Source organism: Candidatus Omnitrophota bacterium (genome assembly GCA_028715415.1).
Classification (GTDB): domain Bacteria; phylum Omnitrophota; class Gorgyraeia; order Gygaellales; family Profunditerraquicolaceae; genus JAQURX01.
Window position 1 is genome coordinate 47226 of sequence record JAQURX010000005.1, and the last position, 19862, is coordinate 67087.

23 protein-coding genes and 2 tRNA genes are annotated in these 19862 nt (G+C 37.4%); all 25 read right to left on the minus strand.

Annotated elements, in window-relative coordinates:
- Positions 1-19: 19 nt before the first annotated feature.
- Positions 20-409: a 50S ribosomal protein L7/L12 gene (gene rplL / locus PHO70_03055; GenBank protein ID MDD5431948.1), complete on the minus strand. Its 390-nt coding sequence runs from the start codon at positions 407-409 to the stop codon at positions 20-22.
- Between the two features lie 14 nt (positions 410-423).
- Entirely contained in the window at positions 424-951 is a 528-nt protein-coding gene (gene rplJ / locus PHO70_03060) for a 50S ribosomal protein L10 (GenBank protein MDD5431949.1), read from the minus strand.
- Positions 948-1631 (minus strand): 50S ribosomal protein L1, encoded by a 684-nt coding sequence (gene rplA, locus PHO70_03065; protein MDD5431950.1) that lies wholly within the window; start codon positions 1629-1631, stop codon positions 948-950. Before rplA ends, rplJ begins: the two co-directional genes overlap by 4 nt.
- Before the next feature lie 8 nt (positions 1632-1639).
- A complete protein-coding gene (rplK, locus tag PHO70_03070) occupies positions 1640-2068 on the minus strand; it encodes a 50S ribosomal protein L11 (protein MDD5431951.1) in 429 nt (142 codons plus the stop codon).
- Between the two features lie 4 nt (positions 2069-2072).
- Positions 2073-2600: a transcription termination/antitermination protein NusG gene (gene nusG / locus PHO70_03075; protein ID MDD5431952.1), complete on the minus strand. Its 528-nt coding sequence runs from the start codon at positions 2598-2600 to the stop codon at positions 2073-2075.
- The gene (gene secE, locus PHO70_03080) at positions 2597-2788 is read right to left on the minus strand and encodes a preprotein translocase subunit SecE (GenBank protein MDD5431953.1); all 192 of its coding nucleotides are present in this window, start codon (positions 2786-2788) and stop codon (positions 2597-2599) included. The genes nusG and secE overlap by 4 nt, the downstream gene beginning before the upstream one ends.
- Positions 2789-2815: 27 nt before the next feature.
- Positions 2816-2887, minus strand: a tRNA-Trp gene (locus tag PHO70_03085).
- Positions 2888-2937: 50 nt separating this feature from the next.
- Entirely contained in the window at positions 2938-3087 is a 150-nt protein-coding gene (gene rpmG / locus PHO70_03090) for a 50S ribosomal protein L33 (protein MDD5431954.1), read from the minus strand.
- A 48-nt stretch (positions 3088-3135) separates the two neighbouring features.
- Positions 3136-3208, minus strand: a tRNA-Thr gene (locus PHO70_03095).
- Between the two features lie 211 nt (positions 3209-3419).
- Positions 3420-4214 carry a 16S rRNA (adenine(1518)-N(6)/adenine(1519)-N(6))-dimethyltransferase RsmA gene (rsmA, locus tag PHO70_03100; GenBank protein MDD5431955.1) on the minus strand — a complete coding sequence of 265 codons (795 nt, stop codon included), beginning with the start codon at positions 4212-4214 and terminating at the stop codon, positions 3420-3422.
- Positions 4187-5143: a 4-hydroxythreonine-4-phosphate dehydrogenase PdxA gene (gene pdxA / locus PHO70_03105; GenBank protein ID MDD5431956.1), complete on the minus strand. Its 957-nt coding sequence runs from the start codon at positions 5141-5143 to the stop codon at positions 4187-4189. Before pdxA ends, rsmA begins: the two co-directional genes overlap by 28 nt.
- Positions 5144-5245: 102 nt before the next feature.
- On the minus strand, positions 5246-6199 hold the full coding sequence (locus PHO70_03110) for a peptidyl-prolyl cis-trans isomerase (protein ID MDD5431957.1): 954 nt from the start codon (positions 6197-6199) through the stop codon (positions 5246-5248).
- The gene (gene mfd / locus PHO70_03115) at positions 6183-8090 is read right to left on the minus strand and encodes a transcription-repair coupling factor (protein MDD5431958.1); all 1908 of its coding nucleotides are present in this window, start codon (positions 8088-8090) and stop codon (positions 6183-6185) included. The genes PHO70_03110 and mfd overlap by 17 nt, the downstream gene beginning before the upstream one ends.
- 61 nt (positions 8091-8151) lie before the next feature.
- On the minus strand, positions 8152-10356 hold the full coding sequence (gene secD, locus PHO70_03120; protein ID MDD5431959.1) for a protein translocase subunit SecD: 2205 nt from the start codon (positions 10354-10356) through the stop codon (positions 8152-8154).
- 19 nt (positions 10357-10375) lie between these two features.
- Positions 10376-10669, minus strand: a complete 294-nt coding sequence (gene yajC, locus PHO70_03125) for a preprotein translocase subunit YajC (GenBank protein MDD5431960.1) — start codon at positions 10667-10669, stop codon at positions 10376-10378.
- Between the two features lies 1 nt (position 10670).
- Positions 10671-10916, minus strand: a complete 246-nt coding sequence (rpsP, locus tag PHO70_03130; GenBank protein ID MDD5431961.1) for a 30S ribosomal protein S16 — start codon at positions 10914-10916, stop codon at positions 10671-10673.
- A 66-nt stretch (positions 10917-10982) separates the two neighbouring features.
- On the minus strand, positions 10983-12473 hold the full coding sequence (gene trpE / locus PHO70_03135) for an anthranilate synthase component I (GenBank protein ID MDD5431962.1): 1491 nt from the start codon (positions 12471-12473) through the stop codon (positions 10983-10985).
- Between the two features lie 10 nt (positions 12474-12483).
- Complete coding sequence (hisI, locus tag PHO70_03140) at positions 12484-12816, minus strand: phosphoribosyl-AMP cyclohydrolase (protein MDD5431963.1); 333 nt, start codon at positions 12814-12816, stop codon at positions 12484-12486.
- On the minus strand, positions 12813-13583 hold the full coding sequence (gene hisF, locus PHO70_03145) for an imidazole glycerol phosphate synthase subunit HisF (protein MDD5431964.1): 771 nt from the start codon (positions 13581-13583) through the stop codon (positions 12813-12815). Before hisF ends, hisI begins: the two co-directional genes overlap by 4 nt.
- A gap of 3 nt (positions 13584-13586) precedes the next feature.
- On the minus strand, positions 13587-14048 hold the full coding sequence (locus tag PHO70_03150) for a peptidoglycan-binding protein (GenBank protein MDD5431965.1): 462 nt from the start codon (positions 14046-14048) through the stop codon (positions 13587-13589).
- Between the two features lie 11 nt (positions 14049-14059).
- A complete protein-coding gene (gene hisA, locus PHO70_03155) occupies positions 14060-14782 on the minus strand; it encodes a 1-(5-phosphoribosyl)-5-[(5-phosphoribosylamino)methylideneamino]imidazole-4-carboxamide isomerase (protein MDD5431966.1) in 723 nt (240 codons plus the stop codon).
- A gap of 3 nt (positions 14783-14785) precedes the next feature.
- Positions 14786-15394, minus strand: coding sequence for an imidazole glycerol phosphate synthase subunit HisH (gene hisH / locus PHO70_03160; protein ID MDD5431967.1), 609 nt, complete (start codon positions 15392-15394; stop codon positions 14786-14788).
- Complete coding sequence (locus PHO70_03165) at positions 15395-16006, minus strand: imidazoleglycerol-phosphate dehydratase (GenBank protein MDD5431968.1); 612 nt, start codon at positions 16004-16006, stop codon at positions 15395-15397.
- Positions 16007-16022: 16 nt separating this feature from the next.
- Positions 16023-17246: a histidinol dehydrogenase gene (gene hisD, locus PHO70_03170; protein ID MDD5431969.1), complete on the minus strand. Its 1224-nt coding sequence runs from the start codon at positions 17244-17246 to the stop codon at positions 16023-16025.
- Positions 17243-19861: an alanine--tRNA ligase gene (gene alaS / locus PHO70_03175; GenBank protein MDD5431970.1), complete on the minus strand. Its 2619-nt coding sequence runs from the start codon at positions 19859-19861 to the stop codon at positions 17243-17245. The genes hisD and alaS overlap by 4 nt, the downstream gene beginning before the upstream one ends.
- Between the last annotated feature and the right edge of the window lies 1 nt (position 19862).

Sequence of the window (19862 nt, forward strand, 5' to 3'; positions counted from 1 at the left end):
AGTTAAATCCGCTTTTTTATTATTTTAATTCTACTGTTGCGCCAGCTGCTTCTAATTTCTTTTTCATATCCTCAGCCTCTTCTTTTGTTGCGCCATCTTTGATCGGCTTTGGAGCAGCATCAACTAAGTCTTTGGCTTCTTTTAAACCAAGGCTTGTCATGGTTCTTACTTCTTTGATTACCGCGATTTTGTTAGCACCAGCACTTGTTAAAACTACGGTAAACGTGCTTTTTTCTTCAGCAGCTGCTGCAGCACCACCGGCAGAAGCACCTGCGGCAGGAGCGGCCATCATCGGCATATTAGCCTTTACGCCAAATTTCTCCTCTAATGCTTTAACTAAATCAGAAAGCTCTAATACTGTCATGCTCTCTATAGATTTAATCATTTCATCCAATTTTTCAGTTGCCATTTTGTTTCCTCCTTTTAACTAGTCTTTTTTTGTTTGATTTGATCTAAGCAAATAACAAATTTCGCCAATACCTGATTTAAAGTGATTACTATTCCTGATATTGGCGAATTTAATGCCATAACAACCTGTGCTCTTAAAACTTCTTTTGAAGGAAGTGAAGCTAAATGTTCAATATCCTTTTTCTCAAGGATTTTATCTTTTAAAGCCCCACCTTCTAATATTAAATGTTCATGTTCTTTTGAGAAATTACACAATGCTTTAGAAGCTGCTACCGGCTCTTCCTTAATAAACACAAAGCCGCAAGGCCCTTCTACGTTCTTAATTAATGTATCAAGCCCAGCTTCTTTAAGCGCACGACGTGCAACTGAATTCTTAGGGACAAAAAGATTGGCGTTGGCAGCTTTAAGAACCATCCTTAAAGAGCTTAAATCCGGACTTTTAAGGCCGGAATATTTTATAACATAGACTGCGCTTGATTCTTTTATTGTGCTTTTAATCTTCTTTTCCGAAACTTCTTTGACTATTAAGCCGACCTTTTTCATATTACTAACCTTACTCCCGGGTTCATTGATGTGGAAATTGAAAGTGATTTTACGAATTTTCCTTTAACTGTAGAAGGCTTTGATTCGGTGAGCGCTTCAATTACTTTAGAAGCGTTATCGTATAATTTATCCTCGCCAAAAGAAATTTTACCTACTGCTAAATGTACTCCACCTTGCTTGTCTACACGAAATTCAACTTTACCTTTTTTAACATCTTCAATAGCTTTTGTAATATCATTTGTTACTGTTCCTGTTTTTGGGCTAGGCATAAGTCCGCGGGGGCCAAGTACTTTACCAAGTTTACTTAAATCTTTCATCATTTCCGGAGTTGCAATTGCGCAATCAAAATCCATAAAACCACCCGCAACTTTTTCAATTAATTCAAGTCCGCCGACTAAATCCGCATTTGCTTCTTTTGCCTGTTTTTCATGCTCGCCTTTACAGAAAACAGCAACTCTAACTTTTTTACCGGTTCCATGGGGCAGAATAACAGTGCCTCTTACCATTTGTTCTGATTTTTTAGTATCAACACTTAAATTAAAATGCAAATCCACAGAAGCGTCAAATTTCGGCGCAGGAAGTTTTTTAAGCAAAGCTATCGCTTCTTTTAAAGGAAATGTTTTTTCTTTATCGGTAACGCTCTTTTCTGATTCTTTGTATCGCTTGCTTCTAATTTTCATATTAGTATTTAGCCTTCTACTGTTATCCCCATGCTTCGGGCAGTGCCTTCAATGCTTTTCATTGCCTGAACAAGGTCAGAGGTATTTAAATCAGCATTTTTCAATTTAGCGATTTCCTCTATTTGTTTTTTTGTTACTTTTCCGATTGTTTCCCAACCACTTAAGCCCGAGGCCTTTGCTAAATTAGCAGCACGCTTAAGCAATATTGATGTTGGTGGGCTCTTAATAATAAAGGTAAAAGACCTGTCTTCAAATACACTGATGACTACAGGAAGGATCAAACCATCTCTTCCTTTAGTCTGGTCATTAAACTGTTTGCAAAAACCCATAATGTTAACACCGTGCTGGCCTAATGCAGGTCCAACCGGAGGCGCTGGATTTGCAGCGCCAGCAGGAACGTGTAACTTGATTTGTGCTTTAATAACTTTTTTAGCCATAGTATTATATTTTTTCTACTTGCCAGTATTCTAATTCAACTGGTGTTGCTCTGCCAAAAATTGAAACACTGACCTTGATTTTACCTTTTTCAGGATGAATTTCGTCAATTGTACCGTTGAAATTTACAAATGGACCCTCTGTTACCCTAACCTGCTCGCCTTTTTCAAAGATTACCTTAGGGCTTGGTTTGGTTTGAGTGTCCTTTGTTTTCTTTAAGATATTGTCTATTTCTCCTTGAGGCAAAGGCATTGGTTTTTTCCCTAATCCGATAAATCCTGTGATGCCTGGGGTAGTTTTAACAAAAAGGAAGGTTTTTTCGCTTAATTCCATTTCAACTAAAAGATAACCTGGAAAGAATTTTCTTTGAGATATCTTCTTTTTGCCAGAACGAATCTCAGAAATCTGCTCGGTTGGAATAACTATACTACAAATATCTTCCTGCAAGCCCTCTGAAGCAATTCTTTTTTCCAAGGTAGCCTTAACCCTGTCTTCTAATCCTGTTTGTGTGTGAACGACGTACCAGTTTTTCATCTGAACAAAAAGCTTAAAAATTTAGAAAGAATCACATCTACCAGTCCTATAAAGACCCCGAGTATGGTTGTTATGGCTATAACCACAAGCGTTGAATCCATCAGTTCATGCCGGCTAGACCAAGCAACCTTACTTAATTCTACTTTTACTTCTTTTACAAAATTTATCGGTTTCTGCACTAAGTTCATTTTTTCCTTGTAGTAACTCTTTTGATACAGGGACGGAGGGACTTGAACCCCCAGTTCCGGTTTTGGAGACCGGTGGTTTACCAGTTAACCGACGTCCCTAATCTTAAAAATGGCGGGAAGCCATTAACCGACGCCCCCTTACCCCTTACCTACTTGATTTCTTTATGTGGGGTATGCTTATGACAGAAACGGCAATATTTTTTGGTTTCTAATCTGTCTTGATGCAGTTTCTTATTCTTCTTTGTAGTGTAATTTCTATTTTTACAAACCGTACACTCTAACGTAATTATTTCGCGCATAATTAAACCTACCTGGACCTTAGTTCGTTTTTAGGCTTTAGTAATTTAAGCTGGAGACGAGAATTGAACTCGTGACCCCGTCCTTACCAAGGACGTGCTCTGCCAACTGAGCTACTCCAGCAAATGGATGCGCTCGTCGGCTAATCTAATAATCTTGGTAAATTCCACATTTACCCTTCTATTTGTCAAAATAGTAAAAAACTCTTCCCCATAAAGAATTTTTCAATTCTTTATTTCTTTTTATTTATAATTACACAATAATATTGATGAATCAGAATTTCGTAAAGATAGAAGAGTATATATTACCAATTGTTTCTTGTCAAGCATTTTTTTTAATTATTTTTCAGATTTGAGAGATTTGCGAAATCATTAAGGCTCAATGATTCAGGGCGGGTATTCTCATCAATATTAAATTCTTTAAAAAAGTGTAAAAGTAGTTCTTTAGAAACAACATTTTCAAGGCTGTTCCTTAGGGTTTTTCTTCTTTTATTAAAAGCTGCTCTGATTATCTTAAAAAACCTACCCTCTTCGTTCAAGTGAACCGGAGGCACTTGCCTTGTTTTTAAAAGCACTAAGCTGGAGTCAACCTTTGGCACTGGGAAAAAACAATTCCTGCTGATTTTAAACATTATTTTTGGCTCTGTAAAATACTGTACAAAGCAACTAAATGATCCGTAGTCTTTTGTGCCCGGGCTTGCAATTATTCTCTCAGCAAATTCTTTCTGTACTGTTAAGAAAGCTTCACTAATAAAATCCCTTGAGTCAATTAATTTCTCAATAATTGGGCTTGATATATAATAAGGGATATTTCCAAATACCTTTATCTTTTGTTTATGCTTTGCGAATATCTCTTCAATGTTCAGTTTTAGGATATCCTTGTTTATTATTGAAATACTTTTTAAATCACTGAGATTTTCATTTAGTAAATTGCTTAATACGGTATCAATCTCTACTGCATACACGTGATTTACAAAGCCTGCGATAATGCGGGTTAGCTCTCCTTTGCCGGGCCCTATCTCAAGGACAATGTCAGAAGGCTTTAACCCAAGGGCATAAATAATTTTATTCCTGATATTCTTGTCAATAAGGAAATTTTGGCCTAACCGTTTTTTTGGTTTAATGTGCATTGTATGGCAAGTTTAATTGCTTCTATTAAAGAACCTGAGTCTGCTCTATTGGGAGATTTTGCGATGTCAAAAGCAGTGCCATGCAAAGGAGAAGTCCTTACAAAAGGAAGCCCTATGGTAATATTTACCCCTTCGTTCTTTCCTGTCAACTTAAGAGGTATCAAGGCCTGATCATGGAACATAGCCACTACACAATCAAATTCCTTGTTGTAGGCCTTATAAATTGCCACATCTGCGGATAAAGGGCCGCTGATGTCAACTTTAGACTTTAGCCTTAAATCTCTAACCGCAGGCTTAATTACCTTGTTTTCTTCATTTCCAATTACGCCATTATCAGAAGCATGCGGGTTTAAACCGGAAATTACAATTCTTGGTTCTTTTATTGCAAACATTCTTTTTAAAGCGCAATTTGCCAAAAGCACAGCTTTCTTAATCCCTTGTTTATCGATTCGCAAAGAGACATTGTTTAGAGGAATATGGCGGGTAACAAGCAGAGTTTTTAAACAATTATTAATTAACATCATCTCAAACTTGTTTACTTTAAAACTTTCTGCAATATATTCAGTATGCCCGCTAAATTTTATACCTGCCCTATTAATGGCTTCTTTTGAAACTGGACAGGTAACTAAACAATCTACTTGATTTGTTTTAAGCAAGTCCAATGCTTTATTTAGATATTCTATTGAAGCCCTGCCGTATTCTTTCTTTATCTTTCCAAAAGAAAAGCCCTTCCGGGGAACATTATCTAAATCAATGAGCTTTACATTGCTAAACTTATGCTTGTGCCAGCCAACTTTGTTAAGCACAAACTCAGAGCCAATTATTGTAAAATCTGCACATCTATTTAACTTCCTAAGGGCTTTAACGAGAATCACCGGGCCAATCCCTGAAGGATCCCCCATTGTTATGCAAACTTTGATTTTTTTCATTGGTTTTTTGTCATTCCCGTGGAAACGGGAATCTACGCTATTTCCTGGATACCTGCTTTCGCAGGTATGACAAGACTAAAAGGTATGACGGATTAAACAGATTTATTGCATGATTTTTATATAGGAATTATTCTTAATTTCAGCAAGCCACTTTTTCAGCTGCTCTTCTTTTTTCTTTTCATAAAGAAAGTTTTGAATCTTGTCTTGAACTTGCGACAGGCTAACCTGTTCAGGGGCAGATATGCTGCTTAACCTAAAAACAAAACATTGGCCGTCAATTTCAACAGGATCAGAGACTTCTCCAACATTCAATTTATAGACAATATCGGAGATTTCCTTTTTTAATTCTTCGTCTTTGGAGACTTTCAAGTTGTTAACAACCAGAGGATACCTCGTGGCAAGGCTTGTGAGCTTTTCGCCCCTTCTTAGATTATAGACCAAGGAATCGGCTTGATCCTTATTTTCAATATTAATGACATCTAAATCACGGATTTCTCCGGTATTAAACTCATTGGGATGTGCATTGTAATAACTAGTAACTTCTTCCGGACTAACTACAATTCTGCTCATAACCTTAAACTCCAGAATATTACTCATAAGGATATGATCCCTAATCTTATTTTCTAAATCTGCCTGAACAAGTCCTTGTTTAGCCAGCGCTTGCTGGAATGCCGCATCAGAGCCGTATTTCTTCTTGATCTCATTAATTTTATCTTTAATCTTGCCTGCATCAGGAATAATGCTTATAGTTTTTTTAGGGGCTATTTCAATCTTCCCATCGTTTTTTCTTGCTTCTTGTAAGATAAGACGGTCATCAATTAATTTATTCAACAAATCCATTTTCAATTCATTTACTTTTTCTTCTAGCTCTTTCCCGCTAAATTGCTCAGAATACTGAAGCCGGATAAAATTAACAAAATCCTTCAGGTCTTTTTGAGTAATGCTTTCTTTATTAACTACGGCAATAATTTTATCTTCCGCTAAAGAATTCTTTAAAGGAAAAACAAAAAGCATGCTTAGTAAGCAAAAAAAGCAAAATTTAATTTTGTTTATCATTAAAGACTCCGGCATTCTTAAAGCCCGTAATTGCCTCTTTCAAAAGTCGGCAATATAAATCAAACCCTACTGCTGCGATAAAACCATGCTGTTCAATGCCTAAAAGGTTACCAGCGCCCCTTATTTCTAGATCTTCCATTGCAATATTAAAACCTGCACCTAAATCAGTATGCTCCTGAATCGCGTTAAGGCGTTTTTTTGCAGGGGAATCCAGCACATCCTTATCGCGGACCATAAAATATGCGTAGGCATTCCTATTAAACCTGCCAACCCGGCCGCGCAGCTGGTGCAAATCCGACAGCCCGAACATATCCGCATCTTCAACAATAATTGTATTTACATTCGGAATATCAAGGCCGGATTCAATAATCATCGTGCAAACCAGGCAATCAATCTCTCCGCGCAGAAAATCTGCCATTATTTTTTCCAAAATTTTGGCTGGCATCTGCCCGTGGCCTATCGCGAATCTGATATTTGATGGAAGCCAGTTTTTTAGCTTATCTTTAACCCGCTCAATATCATGGATTCGGTTATGGAGGTAGTAAATTTGGCCTTTTCTTCCTATCTCCCTGAGTATAGCCTGCTTTATCAGGTCTTCATCATATTCTACCACAACAGTTTTGATAGGCAACCTATTTTGTGGCGGTGTATTTATAACTGACAAATCTTTGGCGCCCATTAAACTCATGTACAACGTCCTTGGTATTGGTGTCGCCGTCAAAGTTAAGACGTCTATTGAAAGCCTTAGCTGCTTTAATTTTTCCTTTGCCTTTACCCCAAAACGCTGCTCTTCATCAATAATCAAGAGCCCCAGATTTTTAAACAAAACGTCCTCCGATAATAGTCTATGAGTGCCTATAACAATATCAATACTGCCTCCGGCTAAACCTTCAACAATTTTCTTCTGTTCTGCTTGTGTTTTAAACCTACATAGAAGTTCTACTTTTACCGGAAATTCTTTAAGGCGCGCACTAAAATTCTGGTAATGTTGCTCAGCTAGGATTGTTGTGGGAACCAAGTAGGCTACTTGCTTATTATCCATTACTGCTTTAAAGGCAGCGCGCATTGCCACTTCGGTCTTTCCGTAGCCTACATCTCCGCAAAGAAGCCTGTCCATTGGTTTAGTTGATTCCATATTTTCTTTAACTTCACTCGTTGCTTTAACCTGGTCTGGAGTTTCTTTAAAAGGAAATGTAGCCTCAAAATCTTTCTGCCAATCCACATCTTTTGAAAAAGAGAATCCTTGTGAAGAAAGCCGCATTGCCTGCAATGACAAGAGCTCCCACGCTAATTTCTGTATCCCTTTTCTGGTTTTTTCTTTTATCCTCTGCCATTCTTTGCCGCCTAACCGGAATAATTTCGGCTTTCTGACATGAAAAGCGATGTATTTCTGCACTAAATTCATCGCATCCGTCGGAACGTAAAGCTTCTCCTGACGATCGTATTCAATGACTAAATGATCTTTAGATTTTGCACCAGATTTAATCTTTTCAATTCCCAGGAAACGCCCTATGCCGTGCTGATTATGCACAACATAATCGCCGATATTTAAATCTACAAAATTTGAAAGAGGAACCTCTTCTTTAAAAGAATGGGTTTTAAGGCTTGACGGCTTCTTGATTGGCAAGATTATGGCAATCTTGTGTTCCCAAAGAGGCTCTCCTGTATCAGGATTAAAAGACCTTATATGCTGAATAAGCTCATTATCAAATTCAATGCGGATTGGTAACTCAAAGGTAAAAGGAAATATATCAAGAACGCCTCCTCTTCTGGCAAAGTCTCCTTCTTCTAAAACGCGTTCTTGCCTTTTATAGCCAAGGTCAACCAATGAAGCATGAAGTGCCTCAAAGTTGATAGATAAATTAAGGTATAGTTTTAACGATTTAAACATTTCGGAAAGAATTAAAGCGCTAGCAAAAAAGGAATATTTTTTTGCTAGCGCTGAATATAAGCTACTTGGAGCCCTTGCGGCCTCCGAAGGCAATTACAAGAGGAGACGCGATGTAAACTGTAGAATAAACACCGGAAATAAAACCAACAATAAGCGTAAAAGCAAAATTGCTTAAGATTTCTCCGCCAAAGAGAAAGATAGCGATAACTACTAAGAGTGTAACTCCAGAGGTAAGTATCGTCCTCCCCAGTGTTTGATTTACGCTTAGATTAATTAACTCATAAAGCGTAGATTTTCGTTGTATACGCATGTTTTCTCTAACGCGGTCATAAATAACTATAGTATCATTTATTGAATAACCGGCAATAGTAAGAAATGCAGTAACACTTAAAAGGTCAATTTCTCTTCCGGAAATAGCCAATGCGCCAAGAGCAATAAGGACGTCATGGACAATCGCAATAATACCAGCTATCCCAAAGTTAAAATGTTTAAACCTAAAAGTCACATAGACTAAAATACCTACAAATGACCAGATTAAGGCCATAATTGCTTTGTCTGCTAAGTGTTTACCAGCTATGGGGCCGACACTTTCTACCCTAAGCATCTGCACATCCTGATTTGGAAACTTTTCTTTTAGTTTATTTGTAACAATATCACCTTTATAGCTTGGGGTTTTTATCAATACAACGCTAGGATCCTCTTTAAATTGCTGCAAAGTTGCACTAGCAAAACCTGCTTCACTAATAGCAGTTCTTAATTCATCAATAGGAACTGCGGTTTTAAACTTGTATTCTTGCAGCTGGCCTCCTGAGAAATCAATGCCATAAGCACTGGGGCCTTTTTTAAAAAGAACGGTCATTCCCCAAATAATGATAATTAAGGAAAGCGCGTAACAAATCTTTCTTTTTCCAATAAAATCAATCTTAGTATCTTTTATCAGCTTAAGCATTGGCAAAGATTTAATCCAGCCAAGATTTAACAAAAGCTCAAATATTGTCCGGGTTACTACAATCGCAGTAAACATTGAAGCAATAAGACCGATAGTTAAAGTAACAGCAAAGCCTCTGATTGGCCCTGTCCCGAATTGAAAAAGAAAAAATGCAGCAATTAAAGTAGTAAGATTCGAGTCAAAAATTGCGCTAAATGCTTTGTCATATCCATTAGCAATTGCAACGCGCAAAGGTTTTCCTATTCTAATTTCTTCTCTTATTCTTTCATTAATAAGAACATTGGCATCTACTGCCATACCAAGCGATAAAGCGATACCAGCTATACCGGGTAAAGTCAAAGTTGCCGAAATTCCCGGGAATAATACCGGAAGCATCCCTAAGCCGCCTAAAACCATAAGTAAATTTAAGAAAAGCGCGATATCGCTAACGACTCCGGCCAAAAGATAATAAACTGCCATAAAAAGAAAAACCAAGCACACGCCAATCAAAGCAGCCTTAAATCCTTTATTTATGGAATCCTGGCCTAAAAGAGGGCCGATAGTCCTTTCTTCTTCTATTTGCATAGGAGCTGGCAAAGCGCCAACCCTAAGGATTAAGGACAAATCCTGAGCTTGCTCAATACTAAAGCGGCCGGTTATGACTGCTTCTCCGGAAGGAATAGCTTCTTTAATATTAGGAGCTGACTGCACTTTTCCATCCAAAACAATCGCCAATCTTCTTCCTACGTTCTTTGCTGTAATATCGGCAAATTTTTTGGCTCCTTCTGCATTAAATTGCAAACCTACAACCGGTTCGTTAAATTCACTCTGGCTAAACTGTACTGTTGCATTAGTTAAGGCATCTCCAACCAAAACAGCTTGTTTTTCTAAAAGAATTGGCTCATTATTTTCTTGCGTATATTTCAATTCAAAGCCTTCAGGAACAGTGCCTGCTATCGCTTGTTTTAACTTTTCCGCATCATTTGAAACAAGCTTAAACTCCAAAAGGGCGGTTTTTCCAATAATATCAATAGCGCGGTTTCTGTCTGTTACACCGGGTAGCTGAACAACAATTTCGTCTTCACCTTGTTTCTGGATAGAGGTTTCTCTTACTCCAAATTGATCAATCCTGTTACGGATTACTTCAACAGCCCTGTCAGTTGCATCAACTTTCGCTTTTTCGTTTAAATTACTGGTGTCAACTTTAAGCAAAAGATGCATTCCTCCCTGCAAATCCAGACCTAAATTAATCCTTTTTTGGATAGGGAAACCAAAATAAACACATAGCCCCACAATTCCCAAAATCAGAATTGACTTATATAATATACGCCTTTCCATTAGTTGATTCTCCTTACTTTTACTTGGCTAAACCCGGTTGCGCTTTAACATAAGCAACGCAGTTTTTCTCAACTTCTATTTTTACGTTTTCATCAATTCTTAAGGTTAAAGTTTTATCTTTAACATTAATAACTGTTCCGTGTATGCCGCCGGTTGTTACAATCTCATCGTTCTTTTTTAAATTTGAAAGCATCTTTTGATGCTCTTTTTCTCTGTTTTTTTGCGGCTTAATAAGCATAAAATAAAATATTACGAATATTAAGGCAAAAGGAATGAGATTAACTATCGGATTCACAGCCTGTGCTTGTGGCATTTTAAGCCTCCTTAGATGCTTTTTTAGCTAGACTTTTAACAGTTGCTGAAAGTTGAGCGCCGTTCTTAACCCAGTATTCAAGACGGTCTTTTTTTATCTTGAATTGGCCAGAAACAGGGCTATAGGAACCCAATTCTTCTATACAGCTGCTATCTCTGCCTTTACGCTCATCAAAAACAGAAATTCTAAAGTGGATTTGCCCTTTAGGATTTTTTCCAATTCTTCTTAATCTTACATGTACTGCCATTTTTTATTTCCTCCCTGAGCAGAAGCTCGCCCCAAATCATCCTTTAGATTTGGGGGTTAACTTTTCTTACTTAATGATTGCTTCAATTAACGCTTTTGCTTTATTTACACACTCATAGTATTCTTTTTCAGGAACTGAATCCGCTACGATCCCTGCTCCTGCTTGAATATGTGCACAATTACCCTTAATAACAATTGTTCTTATTGTAATACAGGTATCCATGTTGTGTGAAAAACTAAAATACCCCACACAACCCGCGTAAGGGCCACGCCGCAGATTCTCCAATTCATCTATAATTTCCATTGCCCGGATCTTGGGACTGCCGGAAACTGTCCCTGCGGGGAATGCCGCTTTCATTACATCATAGATATCATATTTGGTTTTGTCAAGTATTCCTCTTACTTCGCTTACCAAGTGCATAACATGAGAATACTTCTCAACCGACATGAATTCGCTAACCTTTACACTACCTATCTTACTAACCCTGCCTAAGTCATTTCTCCCCAGATCAACAAGCATTAAATGCTCCGCACGCTCTTTCTCGTCGGAAACAAGCTCTTGTGCAAGTAAAACATCTTCTTCTTCAGAGTGACCTCTGGGCCTTGTTCCGGCTATTGGGCGGGTTTGGACAACTCCATTCTCACACCTTACCAGCATTTCAGGGGAAGCTCCTACAATCTCAATCTTCTTTAATTTTAAGTAATACATATAAGGAGACGGATTAAGGCTTCTTAAATTCCTGTAAACACGAAAAGAGTCTTTGCTGAACTTCAAGCTAAAACGAATAGAAGGCACTGCCTGTATAATATCACCTTTTCTTATATACTCTTTCATTTTCGTTACAATCTTGATAAATTCGTTTTTACTTAGATTAGCGGCGATAGCCGGTTTTGTGGATTTTTCTTCAATAGTATCGTTTTCAATTATCGCAGAACAAAACTCTTTTCGTATAGATTCTATCTTTTTCAAAGCCTTATTATAAACTTTAAGCAACTCTATATTGCTCAATTTCAACCCTTTGTTAGGCAAAATACAATTATTGACTATTTTTATCTTGTGGTTTACATGATCAAAAATAAGAATAGTGTCAGTTAAAATAAATACACAATCAGGAACATTCAGAACATCTTTGTTTTTATCCGGCAGATGTTCAAAAAATCTCACCGTATCGTAGCCCATATAACCGACTAATCCGCCGTAAAAACGAGGAAGGCCCTTTACCAAAACAGCCTTAAAATCTTTCATTACTTTCTTGATTTCATCAAGCGGAGTTGAATCGGTAACAAAACGGTCGGATTTATTCTGATGCGGATGAATAATTTCAATATCCCTGCCTTTACTAATAAATATTAACGAAGGGTTGCTTCCTAAAAAAGAATACCGGGCAATCTTCTCCTGCCCTTCAACGGATTCCAAAAGAAAAGCGTAATCGCTCTTTTGGAGCTTAAGAAAAGCTGAAACCGGAGTATCAAGATCAGCATTGATCTCTTTAAATACGGGAATGACATTACCCGATTTAGCTAATTTTTTAAATTCCTGGAATGTTGGATAATACATATTTTATTAGTTATTTTAGTTTTCTATAGAAACAGCTTCTGTTCCCAGTGTGGCAGGCAGCACCGACTTGCCTAACCTTAATTAATAAAGCATCTAAATCGCAATCGTAGGCAATTGATTTAACAAATTGAAAGTGCCCGCTTGTTAATCCTTTAACCCAGTATTCCTTTCTGGATCTCGACCAAAAGCAAGTTTTCCCAAGTTTGATTGTACGCCTAAGCGATTCTTTATTCATATAAGCCACCATCAAGACTTCGTTTGTTTTATAATCCTGCACAATTGCCGGTATCAAGCCTTGCTTATCAAACTTAAAATCATTTAACGAAACTTTTTCTTTTTTCATAATCTTACCAAAACTCCTTTTTCACTTAAATACTTCTTTACTTGTTCAATTGTATATTCTTGATAATGGAATATTGAAGCAGCTAATGCGGCATCTGCGTTTGCCTTTGTAAAAACTTCTTGGAAATCTTCAAGTTTTCCTGCGCCGCCTGAAGCAATTACCGGAACAGTTACCGCATCAGTGATTGACTTTGTAAGCTGGATATCAAACCCATCTTTTGTGCCGTCAAAGTCCATGCTGGTTAAAAGAATTTCTCCAGCTCCCAGTTTACATACTCTTTTTGCCCATTCTATCGCATCAATACCCGTCGGAGTCCTTCCTCCGTTTACGAAAACTTCCCATTTTGGGGGATTATTAGAGGGCGCTGTGTTCTTAGCATCTATTGCTACTACTATACACTGGCTTCCAAATCTAACAGCCGCATCAGAAATCAATTCAGGGAACTTGACAGCCTGCGTGTTGATTGACACCTTTTCTGCTCCGGCATTTAAAAGTGCCCTGATATCGTTTACTTCCCCGATTCCTCCTCCAACAGTAAAAGGAGTAAAAATATTTTTTGCAATATCTTCAACAAGGCCAATTAAGGTTTTTCTTTTTTCAAAACTTGCGGTGATATCCAAAAAAACAAGTTCATCCGCCTTTTGTGCGTCATATGCCTTGGCAACTTCAACCGGGTCCCCAGCGTCTTTAAGCCCGAGAAACTTCACACCTTTTACTACCCTTGCGTCTTTTATATCAAGACAAGGGATGATTCGTTTGGTCAGCATAAATTATTTTGTTTTTTTATAGAGATACTGCCTTAGCAAAGCCCATGTCCTTTTATTCACATGGCCGGTAGCTTTGATATTAGCATTCCTCTGAAACATTTTAATCGCATCTACTGTTTGTTTCCCCATCTTTCCATCAATAAGGCCCGGATTATAACCAGCGTTCTGCAAAGCAATCTGGATTTGCTTGATATTAGGCCTGGATTTAACTTCTCCTACAACCTTCTTCTTAGAAACATGTTTAATGGCAGCTACTTCAGCCGGTTTCTCTTGCGCCCTTGCTAAAGCATCTTTTAAACTATTAATTTCTTCATCTTTAGACTGAATCTGCGACTCTAAAACAGAAACCTGATTCTTTAATGATTGGATATCCATTTCTTTCATCTTAAGATGTTTCCTTGTCGCGCAGCCGCTAAGAAGAAAAATGGAAGCGATTACCAACATTACTAACCCTTTTCTATTCATCTTCCCCTCCCTTATGATATTTTCAATGCTTCGGTTAAAGTAAATTTTCCTTCATACAAAGCTTTTCCAACTATAACACCAACAAGCCCGTCTTTTTCCAGCTTCTTTAGCTTTTTTAAATCTTCTAAACAAGATATCCCGCCTGAGGCAATGATTTCTAATCCGGTTTCTTTCAATAATTGTTTTATGCCTAAAATATTCGGCCCAGTCAATGTCCCATCTTTCTGGGTATCTGTGTAAATAATCTGCTTAAATCCAATATTCTTTAAAGTTGCAGCAAAAGTCAGGACGTCAATTCCTTTTTTACTTGCCTCCCAGCCTTTTATCTGCACACTTCCATCTTTTGCATCAATACTGACAATTATTTGTTCTTTGAATTCAAGATAAACTTTTTTTAAGAATGCTTCATCTTCTACAGCTTTAGTCCCAAGAACAACCCGTTGAACGCCAGACTTAAGAAGTAATTTAATCGTATCAATCTCTCTTACTCCTCCGCCGAATTCAACCGGGATACCGATATTGCTGACTATTTCTTTTACCACATTTAAATTCTTAGGCTCTCCGGTTAAAGCTCCATCTAAATCAACCACGTGCAAAAATTGCGCGCCTTGCTTTGCCCAATGTTTGGCGGATTTTACCGGGTCACGGGAGTATAGTTTTTTATTATCAAACTTGCCTTGGACAAGCCTTACTACACATCCGTCTTTTAAATCAATAGCAGGTAAAATTAGCATTTATTATAAGTTAACAAAATTATTAATCATTTTAAGCCCAATCTCTTGGCTTTTCTCGGGGTGAAATTGCATTCCGAATACATTGCCTTGCCAAACGCTGGAAGCAAAATTAATCCCATACTCAGTAGTTGTGGACACTAGTTTATTATCTTTTGGCAAAGGATAATATGAATGGCAGAAATAAACAAAAGATTTATCGGGAACCCCATTCATAAGAGGACAATTATCGGCAATTTTAGATAATTGGTTCCACCCCATATGCGGAACCTTAATTCCTTTATCCTCTTTAAATCTTTTAACACTTCCTTTAAAAACACCGAGGCCCTTTGTTTCTTTGGCTTCTTCGCTTGTTTCAAAAAGGATCTGCATTCCAAGGCAGATTCCTAAGAATGGTTTTCCATTCTTAATAACCTCAAGGATGCAGTAAATTAAATCCTTTTTCTTGAGTTCTTCCATTGCATCATCAAAAGCTCCGACTCCCGGAAGAACTATCTTTTCGGCAGATAAAATTTCTTTTGACTTATTTGAAACTATGGTTTTAGCACCTTGTAACTCCAGGGCCTTATTTACGCTATGGATATTTCCCATGCCATAGTCAATTATCGCAATCATCTAATCAATAACACCTTTCGTGGAAGGAATACCCTTTCTACGAGGATCAATCTGTGTTGCTTCATCCAATGCTTTACCCAATGCTTTAAAAACCGGCTCTAAATTAGTATGCAAATCTGGATTAGTTGTTTTAAGTATGATATTTAAATTCATCCCCATCCGCTTCGCTAAAGATTCAAAAAAATGATTCGCGTACTCAAGAGAATAATCCTCGTCTTTTTTTGCTGACATAGGCCCTAAATTCGATTCTATTCCTTTAAAGAAACCTCTTCCGCTTATATCAACTGCGACATTAGCTATGGCATCTTCCATTGGCACAGATGCATCGCCAAAACGCCTAATTCCTTTTTTATCTCCTAATGCCTGTTTAAAAGCATCCCCCAGGACAATCCCTATATCTTCATTAGTATGGTGAATATCAATATTAAAATCACCGCGCTTTACTAACACGTCTAAATCAAAATGGCCCCAAAATGAAAACAATTCCAACATATGATCAAGAAATCCTATGCCAGTTTTAATTTTAGACTTACCAGTCCCATCAATATTTAATTCAATAGCTATGTCGGTTTCTTTAGTTTTGCGTTTTACAATCGCAACTCTTTTTTTCATTATCATTCCTTGTAGTTTAAAATCTTGCTTTAACAGAATCCAAATGTTTAACTAAACCTTCAATCCCTGCAACCTTTTCTAAAGGCTCTCTTATTTTCTCAAGCGCTTTTTTAGAATAATTAATAATGTGGTTGCTTTTGACAAAATCATGCGCTGATAACCCAGAGAAAAATCTTGCAGTCCCGTTAGTCGGAAGCACATGGCTTGGGCCAGCGACATAGTCTCCCACAGCTGTCGGGCTATAGGGCCCTAGAAAAATAGCTCCTGCGTTCTTTATAAGTTTTAAAAGCCTGTTTGGATTATTCACCAAGATTTCAAGATGCTCAGGAGCAATTTTATTGGCAATGTCAGCTGCCTGCTCAAGGTTCTTTGTTAATATTATCGTTCCATTGTCAGAGGAAAGCTTGGATTTAATTTCATAAGCCAAACTTTTTGAGTTGGTAATTAAAATAGCGAGCCCCTTAGCGTGTTCAGCCTGAGCTTTTAAGTCAGCAATAATAAATTTTGGATCGCTATGCCTATTTGCGATAATTACAAGTTCAGTCGGGCCTGCAACCATATCAATATCAACCTGTCCAAAGACCTGCCGTTTAGCTTCTGTCACATATACATTCCCTGGCCCAACAATTTTATCAACGCGCGGTATTGTCTTTGTTCCATAAGCAAGAGCGGCAATCCCCTGAGCTCCTCCTACACGATAAATCTCATCTACCTTTAGCAGGTTTGCCACAACTAAAATATGCGGGTTGATAAACCCGAATTTATCTGGAGGGCTGATTAAGGCGATTTTCTTAACTCCTGCTAATTTTGCCGGGAGAACTGTCATATAAACAGTTGATACCAGAGGAGCTGTACCTGCAGGGATATAAACCCCCACCCTTTCAAGTGGAGTAAAATTCTCTCCCAAAATAACCCCATCCCCATCCTTAATTCTCCAGGATTTCTTGATAGTCTTACGATAAAAACGATTTACATTCTCAATAATTACTTTTAAAGTAGAGACAAAGTTAGGGCTGATATTTTGATAAGCGCCACTAATTTCAATCTCCGAGACTTTAAGCTGCCTTAAGGATAATTTTACACGATCAAATTTTTTCGTATATTTCAATAATGCTTCATCCCCCAAGACACGCACATCATCAATAATCTTTTTGACTTTGTCTTCAACGCGTTTCTGCCTTTGGGACCCACGATTGTATATTTTTTCTAATTCTTTACTGGTAAACCTAATAACTTTCATTTTTTGTATTCCTTGACTAAAGTTTTAATTTTTTCAAAAACTAACTGCAATCCCGCTGGGTTATTGCCTCCTGCCTGGGCAAAATCTTTTCTTCCACCGCCATTTCCCCCGATTTCTTTTGCTGCTTCCTTAATAAAAATTGAAGCATCAAAGCCTTTTTCACATAAATCTGGAGTTACGCCAATAACAAGAAATGCCTTATCAGAACTTCCGGAACCTAAAACAATTATTGAATTATTAGTTTTTTCTTTAATTAAATCTACGTTTTTTCTTAACAAATTCATATCTAAATTATCAATAATTTTAGTTATTACCTTTACCCCGTTTAAATCTTCAGCCTCATTAGCCAAAGAATCGATAGATGACTTAAGATTATCCATTTTTTGAGAATTAATCTGCTTTTCTAATTCTTTAATTTTATCAACTTTTTTCTGTGTTTCTACAGCAGCACTTTCAACTGAAGTATTTAATGAAGAGCAGATATCTTTAAGATAAGATTCCTCATTTTTAATTATTCTATAAGCATTTATCCCGGTTGTTGCCTCAATCCTTCGGATTCCGCTTGCAATAGAGCCTTCAGAAATAATCTTAAATAAACCTATTTGGCCGGTTGCGTTAAGATGAGTCCCGCCGCAAAATTCTTTTGAAACCTTATCAACCGAAACTACCCTGACTTTTCCTTCATATTTTTCACCGAAGAACGCAAGCGCGCCTGTCTTTTTTGCCTCTTTTAATAACAATTGTTTAGTTTCAAGGGATAAATTTGATAAAACATAACCATTAACCACTTCCTCAATCCTGCTTAACTCATCATTATTAATATTTTTAAAGTGGGTAAAATCAAAACGGAATTTAATATTATCAACCAGCGAACCCTGCTGCTGAACATGCGTACCTAAAACTTTTCTTAGAGCCGCCTGTAAAAGATGCGTTGCAGTATGGTTTCTTGCAATACTAAGCCTGCGCTCTATATCTACGTCAGCAGTTATGGAATCAGACTTTTTAAAACTTCCGGATTTTACCTTTCCAATATGAATAACAACTTTTCCACTCTTTTGCGTATCAGTAACTTCAAAAATATTTTTTCCTTTAATAATTAAACCTGTATCTCCAATCTGGCCGCCAGACTCAGCATAAAAAGAAGTCGTATCTAATATTATCTGCGCTTCTTCACCTGAAGAAATTGCTTTAACCTGGGTATTATTCTTAATAATCCTTAAAATCTTAGCTTTTGTAGAATATTCTTTGTAGCCAACAAATTTTGTTTCTTTAATATCAGAATCCAGGCCTTTTAAATCAAACACATCGCCTTTCATTGAACTTTGCGATTTTGAACGCGTCTTTTGCCCTTCTAACTCTTTATTAAAAGATTCAACAGAAACCTGGATTTTGTGTTTTTCCAGCCAATCTTTTGTTAATTCAAATGGGATTCCGTATGTATCATGTAATACAAAAGAAATCTTCCCGGCTAACTCAGGGTTTCCTTCTTTTGGCAATACGGAAAATTTCTCTTTAAATAAAGTTGAGCTGGAGTTTAAAGTATTAATAAAATTCTTTTCTTCCGAAAGAATAATATCTGCGATATTTTCTTTACGCTTAGCCAAATCAGGGTATGGCTCTTTCATGATTTGAACAACAACAGGAACCAACTTGTAAAGAAACGGTTCTTTCTGGCCCAAAGACCTTAAATGAAGCAAAGACTTACGGATCATTTTTCTGACAACATAGCCGCGTGATTCATTTGAAGGCAAAATTCCATCATAAATTGAAAAGGTTACGGCGCGGATATGATCGCTGATTGCATAGATTAAATCTTTACGATTTTTATTCTCAACATGTGCCGCAATCTCTTTAGTCAGCGGTTTAAATAAATCAGTCTCAAAATTATTCTGGACTCCTTCAATAACCGCGGTTAACCGCTCTAAACCCATCCCTGTATCAATATTTTTATTCGGCAAAGGCTCTAACAAACCGCTTTCTTTACGGTTAAACTGCGTAAAAACCAGATTCCAGACTTCAACAAATCTTCCACAACTGCAGCTAGGATCACAAGTTGTTTTCTTACAGCCAACATTGCTGCCAAAATCATAGAAAATTTCAGAGCAAGGCCCGCATGGCCCATTCGGGCCCTTTTCTTTTGCCTCTTGAGGCCAAAAGTTATCTTTATCACCCAACTTAATTATTTTATTAACCGGTATCTTTATTGAATCGCGCCAAATTCTGTAGGCTTCGTCATCATCTTTATAAACAGAAACCCATAATTTTGATTCATCAATCTTCAGCTCTTTAGTCAAGAATTCCCACGCCCAGCCAATCGCCTCTTCTTTGAAATAATCCCCGAAAGAAAAGTTTCCCAGCATTTCAAAAAAAGTATGGTGGCCGATAGTTTTCCCTACTTTTTCCAAATCATCAGTCCTCAAACAGCGCTGAGAGGTAGCAGCCCTTTTAAAACCAGAATCGAATCCTAAAAATTCTTTTTTAAACTGATTCATCCCGGCAGGAGTGAATAATACAGTAGGATCATCCTTGGGAGCGAGTGAATCGCTTTCAATTATCTTATGTTTCTTAGCTTTAAAAAAATCAAGAAACTTCTTTCGTAGGATATCTGCTTGCATT